A 17,913-nucleotide genomic window follows, 5' to 3' on the forward strand; every position below is an offset into this window, starting at 1 on the left:
TACTGACTCGAAGATCGGTCGGTCAGTGGGAAGGCGGCAGCGAACCTCAACCTGATGATCACGGGTCGGGTTGGACGGGCGTTGCTGGTCAGGCGCTCTGGACCTTGCTCGTGGGCTCCACGGTCACCTTGTGTCCAAGGCGTTCGAGTTCACGGATGAGGTTGCGGGTCCGGCGCTGGGGGTCGGTGTGCAGGTCGTAGAAGTTAGGACCAAGATCGTCGAAGCGGGCATCCGGGTCGCTGAGCAGTTCCCAGATGATGGTCAGCAGGGTGCGCGAGACCGCGACGATGGCCCGGCGTTTACCGATCCGGCGAGATAAGCGTCGATAGCGCTCAGCGATCCTGGTGGGAGTTCGGGACGCTCCGATGACGGCTTCTCCGAGGACGGCGGCCAGGTAGGTGTTGCCCTTGCCGGTGGTGGCCCGCTTACTCTTGCCGGCCGACTCCCTGGTCATAGGCGCCAGCCGGGCCCAGGAGGCCAGGTGTGCCGCGGTGGGAAACGGCTCATATCAAGGCCGATCTCGGCGATGATGACCTGCGCCGCGCGGGGCCCGATGCCGGTGATCTCGTCAAGCCGCTCGACGGCGTCACCAGCGAACTCAGCGAGTTCCGCTTCGATGCGGGCGGTCAGTTGGTCGATCTGGTGGGTGATCCGGTCGATGTTCGACAACATGGTGTGGCATAGGTAGGCGTGGTGGTCGGTGAAGTTGCCGGTGAGCGCCTCAATCAGCTGGGGCATCTTGCCGCGAAGGCGGGCCTTGGCCAGGTCGGCCAGCACGTTCGGGTTGCGCTCGCCGGCGACCAGCGCCTCCAGCATCACCCGGCCCCGCGGGACGTCGGCCAGCAGAGCCCGCACCAGGCCACCGAACGTTGAGCGTGGCTCAGGCCGGGTGAACATCGGCCCCGCGATCCGCTCGGTCAACGCGCTCAGTTCCACATCCCAGGACCCAGGACACGACCAAATCGTGGGCGCGGGCCGTGGTGGAGTCCACGCTGACCAGTTCGAGGTCAGTCTGTCCACGGGCCGCGGACTCGGCGATCATCGCCTGCATCAACTGCTCGAAGACACCCGCCATCGCCCACGACCGGAACCGGTCGTAGACAGTGGACCACGGCCCGTACTCGGCGGGCAGATCCCGCCATGGACTGCCGGTCCGAAACCGCCACATCACCGTAACTGCTGTCGCAGGTCCGGGATCGGCCTCGCTCACCCAGGGGCACGTGAGGCTCAATCAAGGACCATTCCTCGTCGGTAAGGTCTCCACGCGCCATGACGATGGCCAACCAGGATCGGTCCCCAAAGGCAGGCGAATCCCTCTGATCTCAACTCCGTACAGGTCCTAGTTGGAGCGCCTGGAGTTGCGACCTCGGCGATGTTGCTGGCCTCTGGTCCGCGGCGGGCGATGATGGCGGTCATGATGCGGCCGATCGTCAACATACGGAGAACGATCAGCGAATATTCGGTAAGGAAGAGACGGGCGAAACGCACATCTACCGGCTGGCCGCATATAAAGGTTTCGAGTGAACACGCCGCCTACATTCCAGGCGAAATGCTCGGACAGCCGACAAAGCGTTATGGTAGGCCGAAATTGCACATGAGATCACGAGATCTCTTTTGCTCGCAACAGTGCTCGGGGGTGGAGTCGCATGGGGAACGATCGAGTCGGCGACGACCGCGTACGGCAAACCATGCCCGCCCTATCCGCCTACCCACCACAAGAGCAGGCGACCCAGTTCCAGCACAAGGACCCGGACACGGAGCAGACGCCGAGGCGGCAGCAGAGGAACGGCTCAGGGGAAGACGTCCACATCCGCCTTCGGCACGACGCTGACGAACACGAGCACGGCGTCCACAGGTCGTATGTGAAGCGGCCGCCGATAAACGGGGTCCCCACGGAGACCGCGACCGCGACAAGTGCGGGCCTGCTGCTCGCCGGAACCGCGGGCACAGCGATGGCCACGCGGCGTAGCGAAACCACCGGTGCGAAGTAGGAGCTGATCTACCAGTGAGAAATAGGAAGCGTCGCCTCGTCGTCATGGGCCTGCTCTGCCCTGCGGCAGGCCTCACGCTGGCCGTGGGTTGGACGGCGTACCTTGGCTTGAGCGTGCGGGGTCACCTTGAGGCGGCCGAGGACGCACTGGAGCGGCTACGCGCGAGCGACCGGGCAGGGGCATCCGGGGCGATCGCCGACGCGCAGCGCCATGCCGAAGAGGCACGCCGGATCACCAGCGGTCAGGACTGGTCGTGGATCGCTCGCATCCCACCGATGGAAGAAGGCGCGGCGACTGTCCGCGGGCTCGCCGTCGCCGCCGCTGATCTGACCGGCGTGCTGACGGACGTCCACCGTGTCGCGACAAAGCTGATCTCGGTGAATGGGCTTTCCCTCGACAACGTAGAAACGCTGCCGGCCAGCCTTGAAACGGCGACGCCGGTGCTGCGCGACGCCGCCGGCCGCATCGAGCAGATCCGGTCCGGCCTCGCCACCACCCCGGCCGACACCGGCCTGGACACGCTGAACCGGGCCCGCGCCACGGCGCTGAGCGAACTGGACAAACTACGAGGCTGGCTGGAGGTGGCCAACGACCCCATGGTGCGCAATACTGCCGCCCTGCTGCCAGAGATGCTGGGCTATCACGGGCCGCGCCGCTACTTCCTGGCGTTCCAGACCAACGCCGAGGCACGGGGAACCGGGGGGCTGGTCGGCGCGTTCGGCATCCTGAAAGCCGACCGTGGCCATCTCAACATCGAGCGGCTTTCTTCCAACAACGATCTGGAGTCGGGTTCCGTTCAGGTCACCCACTATGGTCGCGCATTCCGTGAGCGTTACGGTCGCAGTCCGATGGCGCTGCTGTCCAATTCCAATCTTTCCCCGCATTTCCCGTACGCCGCAAAGACTTGGGCAGCGCTGTGGAAACATCAGACCGGCGAGCGACTGGACGGCGCGATCGCGACCGATCCGGTCGCCCTCTCCTACCTGCTGAAGGTGATCGGACCCGTCACACTCGTCAACGGTGAGAAAGTGACCGCAGAGAACGTGGTCGACCTCACCGAGCGGGAAGCATACGCGCGGTACCAGAATCCCCTCGAGCGCAAGAGATTCCTCGTCACGATCGCCAGTGCCGTCAGCAAGGCGATCACCAACTCCCACCCGGACCCTCTGGCCCTAGTATCCGCTCTGTCCAAGATGGTGGAGGAGCGGAGAATGCAGATCTGGAGCCACAAGGGCTCTGAGCAGCGACGCTTGGCGGCGACCCCGCTCGGCGGCGTACTCCCCCAGAAACCGGGGCCGTTCGCCGGGCTTATGATCATCAATTCGGCCGGCACCAAGCTCGACTACTACCTGGATCGCTCGCTCGACTACGTGCTGGGTCCATGCCGTGGCGACGGGCAGCGTGCCACCAAGGTTCGGATCCGGCTCACCAACAACGTGCCGCCGCAGACCCTGCCCGCATACGTCACCGCCCGGCTCGACGTCCCCGACGATCAACGTGCTGGGAAGCCCAATGGGTCCAACCTGCTATGGGTGTCGTTCTATACCGGGGTCGGCGCAAAGCTGGATGCCATGCGAATCGACGGCAAACCGGCTCGAATCATCAGGCAGACCGAACGGTCCCACCCTGTATACAACAACCTGCTGGAGTTCGCTCCTAGGCAGTCGAGGACGCTGGAGTTTGACCTGCTCGAACCCTATTCGGCGGCGCCACCGGAGGTTCCCGTGCAACCGCTGGTCCGTCCCCAGCACACCCGCATCACGGAGGACCGCACGGGCTGCCCGGCGCAACCATCCAAAGGGGACGTGCAATGAGCTAATTCCATCCTGAAAATCCCAGGTGAAAGGCCTGACCTGAGTTCGGCTGGACGCGCTCGCCCCGGTCGTGGCGGCAGATCAGAGGGGTTGATCGTCTGTCAACGGGTGGTCTGGGTGGTGACCAGGACCATCAGGGCGCGCAGGATCTTGGTGGCGTCCGCGCCGTGCATACGGACCTTGGTCAGGATGCGCCAGTCTTCAGGTCGGCGAAGCCTGGCTCGACCAGCCCGCGTTCGCTGTTGATTAGCCGGTTGACCTGCTTGTCGGCCGGGGTCAGGGCCATTGCGGGCTGCTTTGCGGCCGGTGATGACGACCGGGTCGTCAGGGTTGTCCTCCAGGCCGGCGAAGCCGAGATAGGCGATCACGCCCAGGCCGGCTTCCCGTAACCGTGCGGTGAGTTTGTGGTGGCGGGCGGCGGTGATCTCGCTGGATCGTCCCGGCCCTTCCACCGAGATCCACACCAGGTTGCTGGCTGTATCCGTGATGGCCAGGTACAACAGCCCGTGCACGTAGTGTGTCCCAGCAGACGCGCGCCGAGTTGCTCAAGCAGCCGGGAGGGGAGGCGCCCGGCCAGTGCCACGCCAGCAACTCCAGCAGCTAGCGCAACAGCATTCCCCGGACTGCACTTCACCGATCCCGCGTTCGCACCCTGCTCAATGCGCCCTGACCCTGCTGCCCGCAGTCTTCAGCAACCGCATCCTGCGCCACCACCTCGCGGCCCTGCATGACCTGGCCCGAGCCATGACCAGCAGCCAAATCAGCTACGACTCGCCGGATTCGCGTCCACGTCATCACCATCTGCATCCCGCACAGCCGCGCCTCCTAAGTCACCTACACAAGGATCGCGCCAGGGCCCCGGCGAGGTGACGTTGACGGCCTGCGTGTCCGTTTCAAGGAGTGGCAGTCCACACAGACCGACGTGAACGGCAACACCAACGAGATCACCCGGTTCCAGCCCTTGCTCCAGCACCTCGATCTCCACGATTGCGTGATCACCGCCAACGCCCTGCACGCGCAGCGCGATCATGCCACCTTCCTAGTCGAGCAGAAGAGGGCGCATTACGTGCTCATCGTCAAGAAGAACCAGCCCACCCTGTACGCCCAGGTCAAGCGGCTGCTGTGGAAAACAGATCCCGATCCAGCGCCGTGAGCGTGACCGTGGGGCACGGCGGGAGGAACGCCGCACTCTCAAGGTCGTCACCGTCAAGGCGGGACTGCTATTCCCGCACGCCAGCCAGGCGATGCAGATCAAACGGCATGTCAGGAACAGCAAGACAGGCAAGTGGCGGACCGTCACTGTCTACGCGATCATCAGCCTGCCCGCCTGGCAGGCCGGCCCAATCCTCCAGCGAGCTCGCTTCTGCGCTCCGCCTCCCGCGCCTACCCGGCCGCCATCGATTCCCTCGCCCGAGACACCTAACTCCGACCATCACTCTGCGTTTACACCGCAGCCGCCACCCTCAGCCACACCCACCTCAACGTGCAGTCTCTCATGACGCAACAGACAAGTTGGAAGAGCAGCGATTCGATAGCCAAATACCAGACATCCGGCGCGCCATGTAGGTCTCAGCGGATCCGTGTCGTACTCTTCCCCTTAACCATGCCAGAGTGGGCAGCGGTAATGAGCGACTGGAAAGTTGAGCAAGTCTCGGACTTAACCTTAGGACTTGCCAATATTGCCCCATGGTTGGCTATATCAGCTATCACATTAATCCACAGACGACAATGGAGATCGCCTTGACGGCGGCAACAGACGATCGCGGAGCCGATTCAATGCAGTTATCAACATTCAGCCACTCGCGTTTTCCGACTGGCAAGCCGAAAGAATGTTTTGCTCAGTATGCCGACAGCAAGGCACTCATTCTTTCCTTTGGTGATTTTACTTCTGGCCTCGCATGACGAGGAGAATTGCCTTTAAGGCTGGGTAAATGCACCCCTACGAGATCGTTGACACGGGAGCTATCCGCTAGGCGGTCGCCCATAATAACCTTCCCTTTCCCTTGGGTGACAGATTCTAGTGCCACGTCATTATCATATATGGCGCTGACGTCAAGTGCTTTTACGTCGAGAACTGGGATCAATCGGCGCTAGTTCCAAAATACTAGAAGGAGATTCGATGGAAACCAAGATACAGTGCGCTCGCAGAGTGATCGATATGACACTGACGCATCCGAATAATCGGGGCCGACGAGCAAAGGCTATTAGTAGAATGGTTCTATGGCAGCTATGGAAACGCCTGATTGGACGCCCTTTTAATATAAGAGTATTCCGCGATATGACTTTTCGGGCACACCCGGACAGCACGGAAGTGGGACGTTTTGTTTACTTTGGATCCTTGTACGAGTACGAAGAGATGTGCTTTATGGAACGCTATTTGCGTCCCGGCGACGGCTTTATTGATGGCGGTGCTCACGAGGGATCGTTCACGCTCCTAGCCAGCAAATTGGTGGGCTCCACGGGACGAGTTGATGCGTTTGAGCCCTGTCCCAACTTCGTAGAGAGGCTGCGGGCGAACGTTCGATCCAATCACTTGACCAATGTCGTTGTACATGCTGAAGGAATCAGCGCAGAACCCGGCGTGCTGCCGTTTGTTATCAATGGATACGGTTCTCACTTGGTAACTAAAGGTTATGAAGCGAAGACTAGCAATGAAAGGGTGATTGACGTTCGCGTGGTTCGCCTTGCCGATGCCCTTCCCGATCGTCCTTGGGCATTGGGTAAGCTCGATATCGAAGGTGCAGAAATGAATGCGCTGATCGGTGCCGAGCAGCTTGTCGCGGGAGCTGATCCACCAGTCTGGATTATCGAGCTGATCGACGAGTGCCAAGAACGATTTGGCCTCTCCGTCGTACAGTTCCGGGAATGGCTTAATGATCACGGCTTTGACATACTCTTCTACGAGCCTGACTTCAATCTCCTACTTCCTGCGCCAAATCCACTTCCGTACCCAAGATATAATGTATTGGCTGTTTCACGGAAACACCGCACAGAAGTCGAGGCGCGACTCCTTGAAAAAGGAACGTAACAGCCGTACGGATTAGGCGTGTGGTATTGCCGTGCCGACCGCCAGCTCGGGGAAGTGATACACACACTCATAGCTACCCGGCTTGCTGGCACTACATTCGGCAGCGGCGGCTCCGCGGGTCGGGCACCATATCCAGCACCTCGGCCAGAGCGGGCAGATCGCGCAGGTCCCGTTGGCAACTCGGCGTCGGCGACGTGTTCCAGGTGGTGGCAGAGCACATCGATCGGGGATGATGGCACGCGAACGCGGCCCCTGTTCTTGATCGACTGGCTTAGACAACCGACGATCGTCGGGCGAATCCGCGTTCGCCGAGACAGCACAGGGCTCGCAGGAGCCGGTTGTAGGTGCGGTTGTCCGGGCTGAGTACCTGGTTTCCGTCGGGTTGTTTGATCGGCGTGTGGATGCCGATTCCGGCGCCCTCGTATCCGCTGTCGGCGAGGGTGGGCAGGCCGGCTGCGGCGGCGGCGTACAGCGCGCCGAGCACGTGCGGGCGGCGGACAGGTCGTGGACAGAGCCGGGCTCGACCTCGGCGATCCACAACGGCAGCCCGTCGGGCGCCGACAGCGCTTGGAGATTGCCGGCGTGCTGGTGGGCCTTGCCGGAGTACCACGCGTCGATGGACTCGCCCTTGACACTGACGGTCTGCTCGGCGCAGCGATCGATCGGGACCAGGGTGCCGTCCAGGATCACGTACGCCAGCCCTTCGGCGTGGGCGCGGTCGAAGCTTCGTGTGGATCAGGTGCTTGAGCTGCGAGAACTTCGACTCCCTCATGGATGTAGCAGTAGGCGGTGGCCCGGGAGACGCGGTGATCGTGGCCAGGCTTGGGGATGCGTGCAACGCTGAACTACCTCGCCGGGGTGCTGCGCCGGTACCGCAAGACGATCCGATCCCCCTGGCGGCATCATCTGGACGTCGGGGTCGCGACCCGGCAAGACGAACGACCTGACCGCGGCCCGGATCTGGGGCATCCAACGCGAGCTGGGGCAGGCCGGCATCCTCACCCTCGCCGACAAGGGCTATCAGGGAGCTGAAGGACCACTCATCACCCCGTACAAGGGCGACCCTGATGGCTAACTCGAGCTCAGGCGGTGAGAGCCTGGATCGAGGCGGGCGAGGTGGCTGGTACGGGTGCGGTTGAGAGGGTGGCCGTTCCACCAGGCATCGAGTCGGGTGAGGTTGAGGGCGGTGGCTGCGATGGCGTGTTCGAGGTGGACCTTGCGGAGTCCGCGGTAGCGGGCTCGGCGGATGCCGGTGATGGCGACGGCTTGCCGGATGGTGCCTTCCACCCCGGCTCGGATTTTGTACTTGTGCTGCCAGTCTTGGCTGATCTGCTGGGTGCGCGCGGCGTCGAGGGCCTGTTGCTGGGTTTGGGTGTGGCGCAGGGTGATCTGGCGGCGGCCGCTGTTACTGCTGGTGCATGCGGTCCTGGCAGGGCAGGGCGTGCAGGTCTTGGCGGAGAATCTGACCACGATGGTGTCCAGGCCGCGTTGGATGGTGGGGGTCCAGGAGATGCTGGTTTGTCCTTGGGGGCAGGTGGCCTGCTTGGCGGTCCAGTCGATGGTGAATGCCGCCCTGTCGTAGCCGGTGGCTGCGCGGGCCTGGGGCGAGGAGTCGAACCGCACCGGTGCGACCAGGGCCAGCCCGTAGAGGTCACGGGCTGCGACGATCAGTTCGGCCGAGGCGTATCCGGAATCCACATAGTGCTCGGCCGGGAGCAGATTCCGCCGCTGGAGTCCCTGATGGATCGAGGCCGTCATGGCCATGTCCGCGACGGTCGCGTCGGTCGTCGCCACGTTCGTGATCAGATTCGGCGGTGCGCTCGCCGTGCCGTCCCCGCTGGTGCCGCAGGTTTCGCTGATATGGACTTTGTAGCCGTTCCAGAACACGTCGGTCTTGGCCGACCAGCGGGTGTCTGGATCATAAGGGAGAGGCCAGCCGGTGTCTGCCGGGCGGCAGCCCCGCTCCGCCGTCGCGCAGGGGCCGCCGCCGTTCGACCACCTCCCGTCCGCGGGCATCGACGGTCCGGACGAAGTTCTGGATCAGCATCACCCGCAGGGTCTGCACCGCTGGCAAGTTCCCGCAGCCAGGAAGGGGAGAACGGCGCGTAGACCGCCGCGCAGAGCGCATATCCGTCAGCGCCGTAAGCACGCGCGAGTTGCTCCTGCTTGGTCTTGGAGGCCGGCAGCCGCCAGGAGTCGATTCGTGCCCGATACCGGTCCGCCCAGTCCGTCACCTCCAGAACTTGTTCCACCCAGCCGGGCGCGGCAGCCACGAGGGCTTCCAAGGCGGCCCGCACGCATTCGCCGGCCAGCTCGACCCGGTTCAGGTCCCGCACCACCGAGACCACATGCGTGGCATCGGTGCGCTGCTTGCCGCCCTCTTTCACCAGCCCCTTGTCCTTCAGTGCCTCCAGCAGCAGGTCCAGGACCCGCTCCTCCAACCCATGCGCGATCACCCGGGACCGGAACTCACTCAACACGCTCGCGTCGAACCCCGAGTCATCCAGCTCCAGCCCCAGCGCGTACTTCCACGACAAATCCGTCCGGACCGCTTCAGCAGCCCGCCGATCGGTTAAATCCTCCACCCGCTGCAACACCGTGATCAACGCTAGGCGGCCCGGAGACCAGCCCGGCCGGCCCTCCGTCCCGAACGCGGCTGCGAACTGCTCATCGGCGAACAACTCACCCAGCTCATCCCGCACCCGAACCGGCAACGGCACCTCCCGCCGTCCTCGATACATCACCCGGATCGCTTCAGCCACCTGCGGCGACGGCTCCGGCCACGGACACGCCTGCACAGACACCGAAACACTCCAACCGCAGCCGGGACGAGGGGAAAACGGCCGCCCTTCATGATCCACACCAACTACCGCCAAGTCACGGACCACACCCACGCGCCGCGAGTTAACCATCAGGGTCAAGGGCAAGAACAAGCCCGAGTCGCACAAGCAGGCCAACAGGTCACATGCCCGGCTGCGTGGCCCCGGCGAACGCGCGCCTCAAGAGCTGGAGGATTCTCCGCAAGCTTCGTTGTTGCCCGCTCAAGCCCGGACAACATCGGTCAGGTGAAGTCGCGCAGTCAGGGACGGAATAGCGAAAGGCGCGGTGGCACTCGTTCGAGGACTGGCTCACCCATCCCCCTTCAGCTCCTATACATGAGTCCTAATCGGCACCTTGCTCGCTCAGCGATCGGAAATATCCCCGAAGGGAAGCCATGGGGAGAGCGCCTCCAGGTGCTCTGCCCGGGATACCGCGAGCAGGTTGCTGAGGTAGGGCTTACTAGCGGCGTCCTCTTCGATCACGTCTATTACATCTTTAAATTGACACTCGATCAAGCGGCTGTCGAGAAGGTCCACGATGAAGATATGGTAGCCGTGAGCAGCAATCAGTTCGAGCAGCTCATGCGGTTCGAAGCCGCAATTACTGAGGGCGCTTGGGTTGAACTCAATGAAGATTGTCGGCCGATCTTTCCTGAGCGTAGCGACTGCCCCACGGAGTGCGAAACCGTCATAGCCTTCTATGTCGATCTTCATGAGATCCACCGGCGGCATGTCATGTGTCTTCAGATAGCTATCTAGATCAGTCATCGGTACTATTGTCGTGCCCGAGCATTCCTCAGTGTTTTCCGCAGACGCCGAATGCGTGCCGATCTGACGGTTGCTGAGATGCAGGACGAGCTCGCCCTCACGTTCACCAACCGCCTGCATCTCGGCGAGGACCCTTGCACTCACACCGTTAGTATTTACATTATCCAACAGAAAGTGGTAATTTTCCGGCACGGGCTCGAAAGCTAGGACCCTACTGTCAGGTGAAGCAGCTGCTGCGATGCAAGTGTAGAGCCCAATATTAGCCCCCACATCTACCACACCGCGGCTTTTCGCTGCAAGTTGACGAAATATGGCAACCTCGAACTCCTCGTAGTATCCGGCGACGAGAGCGGGCAGGATTGTATTATCCCACGCTGGTCCCCTGATCCGCATACCATGAACTTTGGCCTCTATCGTCGTAGCCTTCCTCGGCTGACCCATTAGGTACACGGCCCGGTACATGCGATTAATGAACGCGAATTGGCGGGCATGTGTCTTCCCGAGCACACGCCTGACCAGACTGGAACGGTGTGCCGCACGGGCGACTTTAATAATCTTAATTGAAAATTCAGTCTTCAGAGAAGACCTTAGACTTTCCGTCATTGTCGCCACCTTTTCCAAGTTGAGAACAAGATTTGAATCTCTGCGGAGATGTGACACGGCCGCTGCCCGTGCACATCTTCGAACGAGTCAGCCATAGCCTTTCCCCATGATGAGTGATGTCACACAATCGAATCGCAGGGAAGAGAGCAACTGTAGAGGGGGGGACTCAGATCCAATAATATGCTTTCTTATTGGACAATTGGGACTCGGTGGTGCAGAGTTCCATGTATCGCAACTTGCTTTGGGCTTGCGTGCTCATGGCATATACTTGTCCGTGGCAGTCCTGTTCGAGGAAGGCCACGACGCTGGAGAGTTGTGCACCACCGAAATCCCGGTGGTGCAGCTTAGATTCGGCAGGGGACTCAATTCGTGGGGGAAATGTGGCTGCCTTCCTACGCCTGGTCCGCCACTTGCGCAAGGTGAAGCCGACCATCATGCATGCACACCTTCCACCAGGCCAAGCGTTCTCACGTTGTGAAACCGAGTAGCTGAAGGCCGTCGGCAGGGTGGCTGCGGTAGTGGTCGGTGGCCGCGGCGATGTTGGTCCAACGAGGCGGGCTAGGCCGATGGCGAGGTTGCGGAGGCTGACCGTGATCCGGGGTGCGGTGCCGCTGCGGAGCTCGCAGGCGTCCTCGCGGTAGGTCACGTCGCGGATGTGGTGCTGGGCTCGATGCTCCAGTGGCCGCGGATCAGCGCGATCTGGGCGTGGGTGATCCGTCCGGTGGGAGGCTGGTGGCGGCGTAGATCGTGACGATGGTGTTCTTGGCGGTGCGGTGGTCGGTGCGGCAGCGTTGGACCCTGGATCGCCTGAGCGGTGTGCGGGAAGGGCAGCCCGAGGCGGATGGCGCAGATCTTCATAGGGCGGATCTCGCGGCGGCCGTGTCCGGTCTCGTCGGTGCGGTCGTTGAGGATCGCTTCGCGCCAGGGCAGGACCTTGAATCGGCTCAGGAGCGTCGGCTGGTTGCCCTTGACGATGAACAGGTAATAGCCGCCGGCGGCGACGATCTGCTGGCCGTGGGGAGTCCTGGGTGTATAGGGCATCTGCGATGATCATCACGCTGGACAGATCCAGCCCGGACAACCGGGGCGTGAACGCGAGGATCTCATAGCTATTGGCCCCTACCTGCCGCTGGGCCACGACGATCTGGGTGTCATGACGAGTGGCGGCCAGCGGGGTGAGTCACGCTTTCGCTGGTGCGGCCGCCGCGCCGCAGACGGCACGGTACAGATTACTTGACGAAATCAGGAAAGAAGCCTGTCGAAACACGTAATGGTATCAGTGAATCTTCCCATCGAGGAGCGCTAATGTTTAGTTCGTGTTCTCGTTGCGAAGAGCAAGAAACCTGGACAACGCCAATTTCCTAAGTAGTGGATTGGCTCACATCCCAATTCTGGCTACTCTACAACCCCCAATTTTCTCTATTGCAGCCTTGCTTGTGGTGTCATTGATATCTACTCTGCTTGCCGGAAAGGTGTCAGTATATTTGGTAATAGCAGCTCTTTTGCTGGTTTGGCTAATTGTGGTCATGGCGTGGTTTAGGGCTGCGACTCTCGCGATAATCCCAATCGTAATGTTCAGTCCGGCACCATTCGATAACGGCGTTCGGGACGCTGCGTCCATAACACAGATGACTGCCATTGTGATCGCGATAGTTGTGGCTATATTCGCAACTGGCGCCGTTCTCCGGATAACAAGCATTTCCTTCAATCTAAAGGAGCATTCATTCGTCCTCCTGCTCGGCCTGATAATTCTGATTGGTTATATTGCTCCGCCCAAGAACTTTACGAATTTTCAGGTTAACTATTTTGGAGCGGATCACTTTCCGGGACTTTTGGTTTGCCTAAGCCTTCTTGCTGCAACAATGATTGCTCAACCGTCGCCTAAGAACATCGTCCGCATACTTGTCATTGCTTCGACGATAATTGGAGTAATGGTTTTTCTTCGCGGTACGTACGGTGGAGATGATTTCCGTCTCCGGACCGAGGGATACGGGTCAAATACGCTGGCGATTCTGGTTGCGCCAGCCGTTGTTGCATCGTTGGGCCTGGCGGTGTATTGCAGGCAACGAATCTGGCTTGTTCCGGGAATCCTGTGCTTGGCATGTGTCATCGCTACAGGTTCTCGTGGAGGCATGCTCACTCTTTTGGCTGGCACGCTATTCGTGCTGGTGGCTGGGCGAACGAGAAAAGGAAAAATAGTCACAATAGGCATGGTTGGCCTATTGGTTGCCGGTACGATGGCGATTGGCGTATCACCATGGGAAATGCTCGCACCATTGCGTTCCGAAGCAAGTATTCAGTCCAGCACGGACGTCCGTTCCGCAATTCTACTGTTTACCGTTGAGCAAATTGGCGAAAACCCGCTTAGAGGACTTGGGTATGGAAATCTCGCACGTCAAGCTGCCCTCTCTCCTGAATTTGGTTACCACAGCGGTGTTCATAACGAATACTTGCGTGTTGCCGCCGAGGAGGGTATTCCGGGTATCATTCTCTATCTCTCTATTCTTTGGATGGCCTTGCGAGTTTCTCATACGGGTTATCTTGCCGTGTTGCGAGCCTCGACATTTTCCTGTTTGGCATGGCTAGGGACTGACGCGATCGGAGGACATCCTGCCCATTCTGGTCACTTTTGGGTAATGCTGGGGTGCCTTATCGCGCATCGTGGCCTGAGGCGGCATCAGCTCAGACCAGACTCGTACGAGAAAAAATACGTACAACCGCACCAGTCAAGTGTGCCGACGCACGTCCATTCCTCTATTCGAATCTCCTAAGTGTTACCGAGCCAATGCCGTTTAGATAGCGATCTTGCTGGTAGCTTCGCATGGTGATCATGTCGGAGAATGCGGGCCGTGCGGGGCGATTGACGGATCTGATCGCGGTCGGCGCGTTGACGTCGGTGATCCCCCGGCGGGTCCTGGATGCGGCCATCGCCGCACATGAATGTCGGGAGCGGAGTGTGCGTAAGCTCCCCGCTCATGTGGTCATCTATCTGCTGATCGCGCTGTGCCTGTACTACATTCGCAGATCTTGAGGTAGTGGGTCTCCGCGTCGGCGGTAGTGGCTGAGCCGGGCGCGGGCCTGGTGGGGGCGGCGGAATGCTGACCAGGCCAGGACGTGCTCGATGGCGTTGGCGGCGGGGATGAACAGCGGGGCCAGGACGCGCCGGATCTCCGCCAGTGAGGGCAGGGGCACGGGCTCGGGAGTTCTGCTCATGGTGGTTGTGGCGGTGGCTGGCGGTCTTTTCGCTGGTCGGCGGGGGTGTCGTGGGTGGTCGGGTAAGGCGGCCTGGGTGACGGCGAGGAAGGCTAGGGCGAGCGTGACGGTGGTGACGTGCCGGTGCCAGGGTGTCCACTTGCGGACCTGGTATTGGGTCAGGCCGAGCAGGTCCTTGCTCTGGGCCTTGTTCTCCTCGATCTTCCAGCGCCGCCCGGCGAGCTTGATCAGTTCGGTGACCGGGGTGCCGAGCGGGGCATGGGAGAGGAAGAATTCGATCTCGGCCGGGTCGGTTGCCGAGCGGCGGATGAGCACGGTGTGCGCGTGGCCGGGGGCGGGTTGCTGATCGGTCAGGCGCACGGGCACGGAGGTCCAGTCATACAGGCGGATGCCCTTGGTGCTCTGCCCGCAGGCGCGGCGTTCCCAGATGGCCGGGTTGCCGTGGGCCAGCAGGTGACCGACCCGCTCGCTTCCGCTGCGCACGGCGATCAGCGGTTAGGTCCACTGGGACGGCCAGCACGTAGCCGATCTGCCGGTCGTGGCAGAAGGCTCGCAGGTCGGGATCGCGCCCGTAGCCGGGGTCGCCGCACAGGTAGCGAAACGGAGTGCCGGCCGCGGTCTCCTCCTTCAGCATGTCGATCACCAGGTGCGGCTTGGTGGCGAAGACCACCTCGTCAGGAACCCCGGCCTGCCTGCGCCGTTCCCGATCCTCCGCCCACGCCTCGGCCAGGTACAGGCGACGGTTGACGAAGGCGTGCTCGGCCGCCGACGCGTACGTGAGCATGGGCATGACCTGGCAGTTTTCAACCTGTCCGGTCAGCCCGCAGTATTGACGGATCGCGTTCCAGTTGCCGCACCACCAGGTGGGTTTCCGGCTCGGCCAGCTGGTATTGGCGCCGCGCCCGGTCGGCGGCGTATACGGCGCGTTCCAGCCGCTGCTACCACAGCTTCTCCAGCCGGGCACGGTCGGCCTCGATCTGCTCGGCGGCGTGCAACGACACCTCCAAAGCCGCCGGAGCGATCATCTGAAGCAGCCGGTCGGCGACATGCGCGTCCACACATGGGCCCGCCAGCTGCTGACAGCGCGGCCCGCCGCGATCGGCGTACTCGCGCACGCACACATAGTTGTACAGCGAGTCGTCTCCTGCCGGTGATGCTGGATGATCATCCGGTTCGGGCGACGCCAGGCCAGCTCGCCCTGATCGACTCCCTCCCGCAGCCGGATGCCGAGCTGGATCCGGTGTTCGACCAGGTAGGCCAGGACGGCGTTGATCGTGCCGAGTTCATCGAACAGCTCGAAGATGAGCCTGATGACCGCCTGGACCTGCTCGTCGGGGTCTTTGACCACCTCTCCCGAGGGGCGCAGCACATAGCCGGTCGGCACCGAGAAGAACAGCTCGCCCCGCTGGGCCTTGGCCAGCCGTCCCGCCGCCATCCGCTGTTTGATCAGGTGGAGTTCCGCCTCCGACATGGTGCCCTTCAGCCCGAGCAGCAGCCGGTCGTTGTACTGAGCCGGATCATAGATCCCGTTACTGTCGCCGAGCAGCGTGCCCGCCAACGCGCACAGCTCCATCAACTGATACCAGTCCCGGCCCGAGCGGGCCAGCCGCGAGACCTCCACCCCAAGCACGATCCCCACATGCCCGAGCCCGACCTCGCTCACCAACTCGGCGAACCCCGGCCGTCCCTGCGCGCTGGCACCGGACATGCCCAGGTCGGCGTCGATCGCCTTGACCCGGCCGGCACCCCAGCCCAGCGCCACCGCCCGGTCCACCAGCGCGTACTGGACCCGGGCCGACTCGGTGATGCTGAAGCACTTGACGGCGGGTCGACTGACGCACATACACCCGCCATCCGGTCGGCGTGCTCGCGCCTCACCTTGGTCGGCGACCCTGGAGATGTGCTCGCCTGCCTGCTCATCAGGGCCGCCGATCAGACTTGCCGCCGGACGGGATAACCGTCGCTCCACCAGCAGCGCCAGCATCCGAATCGCCGCAATCCGACTCGCTTCCGGCAAATCGCCCCACCCGACGGGCGAGGAGGTCGTCGGCCGGGTCGTGGAGAGCCCGGCTCGCCCTCCGATCGCCGACTGACGGTGATGCCGCACCCCCTTCCCGCGGGGCGCTCTGCTCCTTGAGTCGCTGGACGACAGCCGCCAACTCCAGCAGACCCTCGATGCCAATCATCGCAGCTCCAGGCCCTAACAGCTCTATAAGTGCACTGTAGAAAGCTGCTTGAGCGGGGCTGGCGGGACATGACGCAGGTCATCGACCTGCGCCCGGTCTATCACCGGCTGGAGGAACGCATCCGCGCGCACGTCATCTTGTGCTGGCTGGCGCTGCTGCTGATCCGCATCATCGAGACCACCACCGGCACCACCTGGAACCGCATCCGCGATGAGTTCGACCTGCTCACCATGGCCACCGTCACCGGCCCGACCGGCACCTTCCGCCAGCGCGCCGAGCTGACCATGCCCCAGCGCGACATCCTGGCCAGACTCGACATCCCGACCCCGAAGAAGATCGTCGAGGCTACACCCGCCGCAGACACCTGACCAGGCACAACACCTGCGCCTAGTGACACACCGCATCAGCGTGCCCGCAAGCGTTTCCGCAGCTCACACCCCTCATTCATGTGTTTTTCTCGCTACACATCTGCGGAACGCAGGCCAGCCTTTCGTCCGCATGCCCGACAGTCTTCCAGGGACGCCCGCCAAAACGGACATTCGACCACGAAGTCCTATGCCTGACCGGCTTCGCTTCTTGAGGGATGAACGGCCATGCCGTACTAATAGGGCGATATTAGTCCGTGTAACGATATGTAGAACAGATTGGATAACCACATAGGCAAAGGCGGGTGCTGGCCGGATATCTTTTGTATCGCTATTCCGCTTCTTTGCCATCATTGCATGTTTGTCCATGCGTTCGAGTTTATGTGGTCAGGTATCTTCGCAGTGCATCGCCCGGCAACGCGGTGTCCCAGAAAGCCAATTCCGCAATGGAGGGAAATCAATTGGTTTCTCGTATGAGCAGCGCCGCCTCACGCGCGAGCGCCACCGGCCGCCTGCTGACGTGGGCCGTCGCCACAACGATGGCCTGCGGAGCTGTGGGACTCTCAAGTGCGACGACATCCGCCCACGCATCCACGGGATCGACGGAGGACGCTGCCCACGAGCAGGTGACTCGGGAGAGCACGCCATGGCTCGACTCCACGTTCGTGGAACTCCGGGGCACCACGGACACGTATCAGCGCCAGCTCTTCGCCGTCGCGGCCGAGCGCGGTGTCCCGTGGGTCTACGACTCGCGCCTGCCTGCCGGGCAGCGGTGGCAAAGCCTCAGGAGAGTGCCGGGAAGCAAGGGCAGTTACGTGTTCAACGTCTCCGTCGCGGGTGATCAAAAGAGCCTCGATGGTAACGGCGACGTCCAGCTGCTGATCAGGGCGCGGACCGCTAGCGGTATCTGGGAGACGCGTTGCGGTGTCCAGGCCAAGGGAAGTGCCCCAACCGCTCCTGAGGTGCCGGTGCTGTTCCCGACGGCCGGCCCTCTGACCAACTGCACTCCATGGGCGGCCATCTATCCATAAGATCACGATCAGGGCGGGCGGTTCTCGATATCGTCGATATCGAGAACCGCCCGCCCTGGCACATGATTAAGCCGAGGTGCCTGCGTTTTGTTTCG

The 17,913-nt window shown here is 62.1% G+C and carries 19 protein-coding genes and 4 pseudogenes; 10 read left to right on the forward strand and 13 right to left on the reverse strand.

From position 1 onward, the window contains the following. Positions 1 to 88: 88 nt before the first annotated feature. The 3 genes from OHA25_RS19355 to OHA25_RS61435 are packed head-to-tail and all read right to left on the reverse strand — an operon-like array spanning position 89 to position 1,168. Positions 89 to 454 (reverse strand): hypothetical protein, encoded by a 366-nt coding sequence (locus OHA25_RS19355; RefSeq protein WP_327588942.1) that lies wholly within the window; start codon positions 452 to 454, stop codon positions 89 to 91. Continuing rightward, on the reverse strand, positions 451 to 921 hold the full coding sequence (locus OHA25_RS19360) for a hypothetical protein (RefSeq protein WP_327591242.1): 471 nt from the start codon (positions 919 to 921) through the stop codon (positions 451 to 453). The genes OHA25_RS19355 and OHA25_RS19360 overlap by 4 nt, the downstream gene beginning before the upstream one ends. After that, positions 881 to 1,168, reverse strand: coding sequence for a transposase (locus tag OHA25_RS61435; protein ID WP_442942194.1), 288 nt, complete (start codon positions 1,166 to 1,168; stop codon positions 881 to 883). Before OHA25_RS61435 ends, OHA25_RS19360 begins: the two co-directional genes overlap by 41 nt. 867 nt (positions 1,169 to 2,035) lie before the next feature. On the opposite strand from OHA25_RS61435, the gene OHA25_RS19370 reads away from it, so the two are divergent. Beyond that, positions 2,036 to 3,805, forward strand: a complete 1,770-nt coding sequence (locus OHA25_RS19370; protein ID WP_327588943.1) for a DUF4012 domain-containing protein — start codon at positions 2,036 to 2,038, stop codon at positions 3,803 to 3,805. A gap of 101 nt (positions 3,806 to 3,906) precedes the next feature. On the opposite strand, the gene OHA25_RS19375 is transcribed toward OHA25_RS19370, so the two are convergent. Beyond that, on the reverse strand, positions 3,907 to 4,305 hold the full coding sequence (locus OHA25_RS19375; protein WP_327588944.1) for a hypothetical protein: 399 nt from the start codon (positions 4,303 to 4,305) through the stop codon (positions 3,907 to 3,909). A gap of 422 nt (positions 4,306 to 4,727) precedes the next feature. Here OHA25_RS19375 and OHA25_RS19380 point away from each other — a divergent pair, with 422 nt between their 5' ends. From OHA25_RS19380 to OHA25_RS19390, 3 genes are all read left to right on the forward strand, one after another. Next, positions 4,728 to 4,958 (forward strand): transposase, encoded by a 231-nt coding sequence (locus OHA25_RS19380; RefSeq protein ID WP_327588945.1) that lies wholly within the window; start codon positions 4,728 to 4,730, stop codon positions 4,956 to 4,958. Between the two features lie 533 nt (positions 4,959 to 5,491). After that, entirely contained in the window at positions 5,492 to 5,707 is a 216-nt protein-coding gene (locus OHA25_RS19385; protein WP_327588946.1) for a hypothetical protein, read from the forward strand. Between the two features lie 217 nt (positions 5,708 to 5,924). Continuing rightward, complete coding sequence (locus tag OHA25_RS19390) at positions 5,925 to 6,833, forward strand: FkbM family methyltransferase (RefSeq protein ID WP_327588947.1); 909 nt, start codon at positions 5,925 to 5,927, stop codon at positions 6,831 to 6,833. A gap of 271 nt (positions 6,834 to 7,104) precedes the next feature. Here the strand turns inward: OHA25_RS19390 and OHA25_RS19395 are convergent, their stop codons facing one another. After that, positions 7,105 to 7,317 carry a transposase family protein gene (locus tag OHA25_RS19395; protein ID WP_327591243.1) on the reverse strand — a complete coding sequence of 71 codons (213 nt, stop codon included), beginning with the start codon at positions 7,315 to 7,317 and terminating at the stop codon, positions 7,105 to 7,107. A 50-nt stretch (positions 7,318 to 7,367) separates the two neighbouring features. Then, a pseudogene (locus OHA25_RS19400) lies at positions 7,368 to 7,523 on the reverse strand (IS5/IS1182 family transposase); the annotation flags it as partial. Positions 7,524 to 7,731: 208 nt separating this feature from the next. Here OHA25_RS19400 and OHA25_RS61440 point away from each other — a divergent pair. Next, positions 7,732 to 7,908 (forward strand): annotated as a pseudogene (locus tag OHA25_RS61440) (IS5/IS1182 family transposase); the annotation flags it as partial. Here the strand turns inward: OHA25_RS61440 and OHA25_RS19405 are convergent. Beyond that, the gene (locus OHA25_RS19405) at positions 7,905 to 8,720 is read right to left on the reverse strand and encodes a transposase (protein ID WP_327588948.1); all 816 of its coding nucleotides are present in this window, start codon (positions 8,718 to 8,720) and stop codon (positions 7,905 to 7,907) included. The pseudogene OHA25_RS61440 and the gene OHA25_RS19405 sit on opposite strands and share 4 nt — an antisense overlap. Beyond that, entirely contained in the window at positions 8,636 to 9,637 is a 1,002-nt protein-coding gene (locus OHA25_RS19410; protein WP_327588949.1) for a transposase, read from the reverse strand. Before OHA25_RS19410 ends, OHA25_RS19405 begins: the two co-directional genes overlap by 85 nt. A gap of 85 nt (positions 9,638 to 9,722) precedes the next feature. Here OHA25_RS19410 and OHA25_RS61445 point away from each other — a divergent pair. Continuing rightward, a pseudogene (locus OHA25_RS61445) lies at positions 9,723 to 9,927 on the forward strand (hypothetical protein); the annotation flags it as partial. 88 nt (positions 9,928 to 10,015) lie between these two features. On the opposite strand, the gene OHA25_RS19415 reads toward OHA25_RS61445, so the two are convergent. Further along, positions 10,016 to 11,080, reverse strand: coding sequence for an FkbM family methyltransferase (locus tag OHA25_RS19415; protein WP_327588950.1), 1,065 nt, complete (start codon positions 11,078 to 11,080; stop codon positions 10,016 to 10,018). 585 nt (positions 11,081 to 11,665) lie between these two features. Then, complete coding sequence (locus OHA25_RS19420) at positions 11,666 to 12,064, reverse strand: hypothetical protein (RefSeq protein WP_327588951.1); 399 nt, start codon at positions 12,062 to 12,064, stop codon at positions 11,666 to 11,668. A gap of 275 nt (positions 12,065 to 12,339) precedes the next feature. On the opposite strand from OHA25_RS19420, the gene OHA25_RS19425 reads away from it, so the two are divergent. Further along, the gene (locus OHA25_RS19425) at positions 12,340 to 13,794 is read left to right on the forward strand and encodes an O-antigen ligase family protein (RefSeq protein WP_327588952.1); all 1,455 of its coding nucleotides are present in this window, start codon (positions 12,340 to 12,342) and stop codon (positions 13,792 to 13,794) included. Positions 13,795 to 13,853: 59 nt separating this feature from the next. Continuing rightward, positions 13,854 to 14,054 carry a transposase domain-containing protein gene (locus tag OHA25_RS19430; RefSeq protein WP_327588953.1) on the forward strand — a complete coding sequence of 67 codons (201 nt, stop codon included), beginning with the start codon at positions 13,854 to 13,856 and terminating at the stop codon, positions 14,052 to 14,054. Here OHA25_RS19430 and OHA25_RS19435 read toward each other — a convergent pair. The 3 genes from OHA25_RS19435 to OHA25_RS19445 all read right to left on the reverse strand — a co-directional run bounded on the left by OHA25_RS19435 (position 14,036) and on the right by OHA25_RS19445 (position 16,079). Continuing rightward, positions 14,036 to 14,719, reverse strand: coding sequence for a hypothetical protein (locus OHA25_RS19435; RefSeq protein WP_327588954.1), 684 nt, complete (start codon positions 14,717 to 14,719; stop codon positions 14,036 to 14,038). The two genes, OHA25_RS19430 and OHA25_RS19435, sit on opposite strands and share 19 nt — an antisense overlap. Next, the gene (locus OHA25_RS19440; RefSeq protein ID WP_327588955.1) at positions 14,613 to 15,026 is read right to left on the reverse strand and encodes a transposase; all 414 of its coding nucleotides are present in this window, start codon (positions 15,024 to 15,026) and stop codon (positions 14,613 to 14,615) included. The genes OHA25_RS19435 and OHA25_RS19440 overlap by 107 nt, the downstream gene beginning before the upstream one ends. 231 nt (positions 15,027 to 15,257) lie before the next feature. Next, positions 15,258 to 16,079 (reverse strand): recombinase family protein, encoded by an 822-nt coding sequence (locus tag OHA25_RS19445; RefSeq protein ID WP_327588956.1) that lies wholly within the window; start codon positions 16,077 to 16,079, stop codon positions 15,258 to 15,260. 390 nt (positions 16,080 to 16,469) lie between these two features. On the opposite strand from OHA25_RS19445, the pseudogene OHA25_RS19450 reads away from it, so the two are divergent. Both OHA25_RS19450 and OHA25_RS19455 read left to right on the forward strand, forming a co-directional pair. After that, positions 16,470 to 16,790: pseudogene (locus OHA25_RS19450) on the forward strand (IS1634 family transposase); the annotation flags it as partial. A 470-nt stretch (positions 16,791 to 17,260) separates the two neighbouring features. Then, a complete protein-coding gene (locus OHA25_RS19455) occupies positions 17,261 to 17,818 on the forward strand; it encodes a hypothetical protein (protein ID WP_327588958.1) in 558 nt (185 codons plus the stop codon). The last annotated feature ends 95 nt before the right edge of the window (positions 17,819 to 17,913 follow it).

The sequence above is a fragment of the Nonomuraea sp. NBC_00507 genome (assembly GCF_036013525.1).
Taxonomy (GTDB): domain Bacteria; phylum Actinomycetota; class Actinomycetes; order Streptosporangiales; family Streptosporangiaceae; genus Nonomuraea.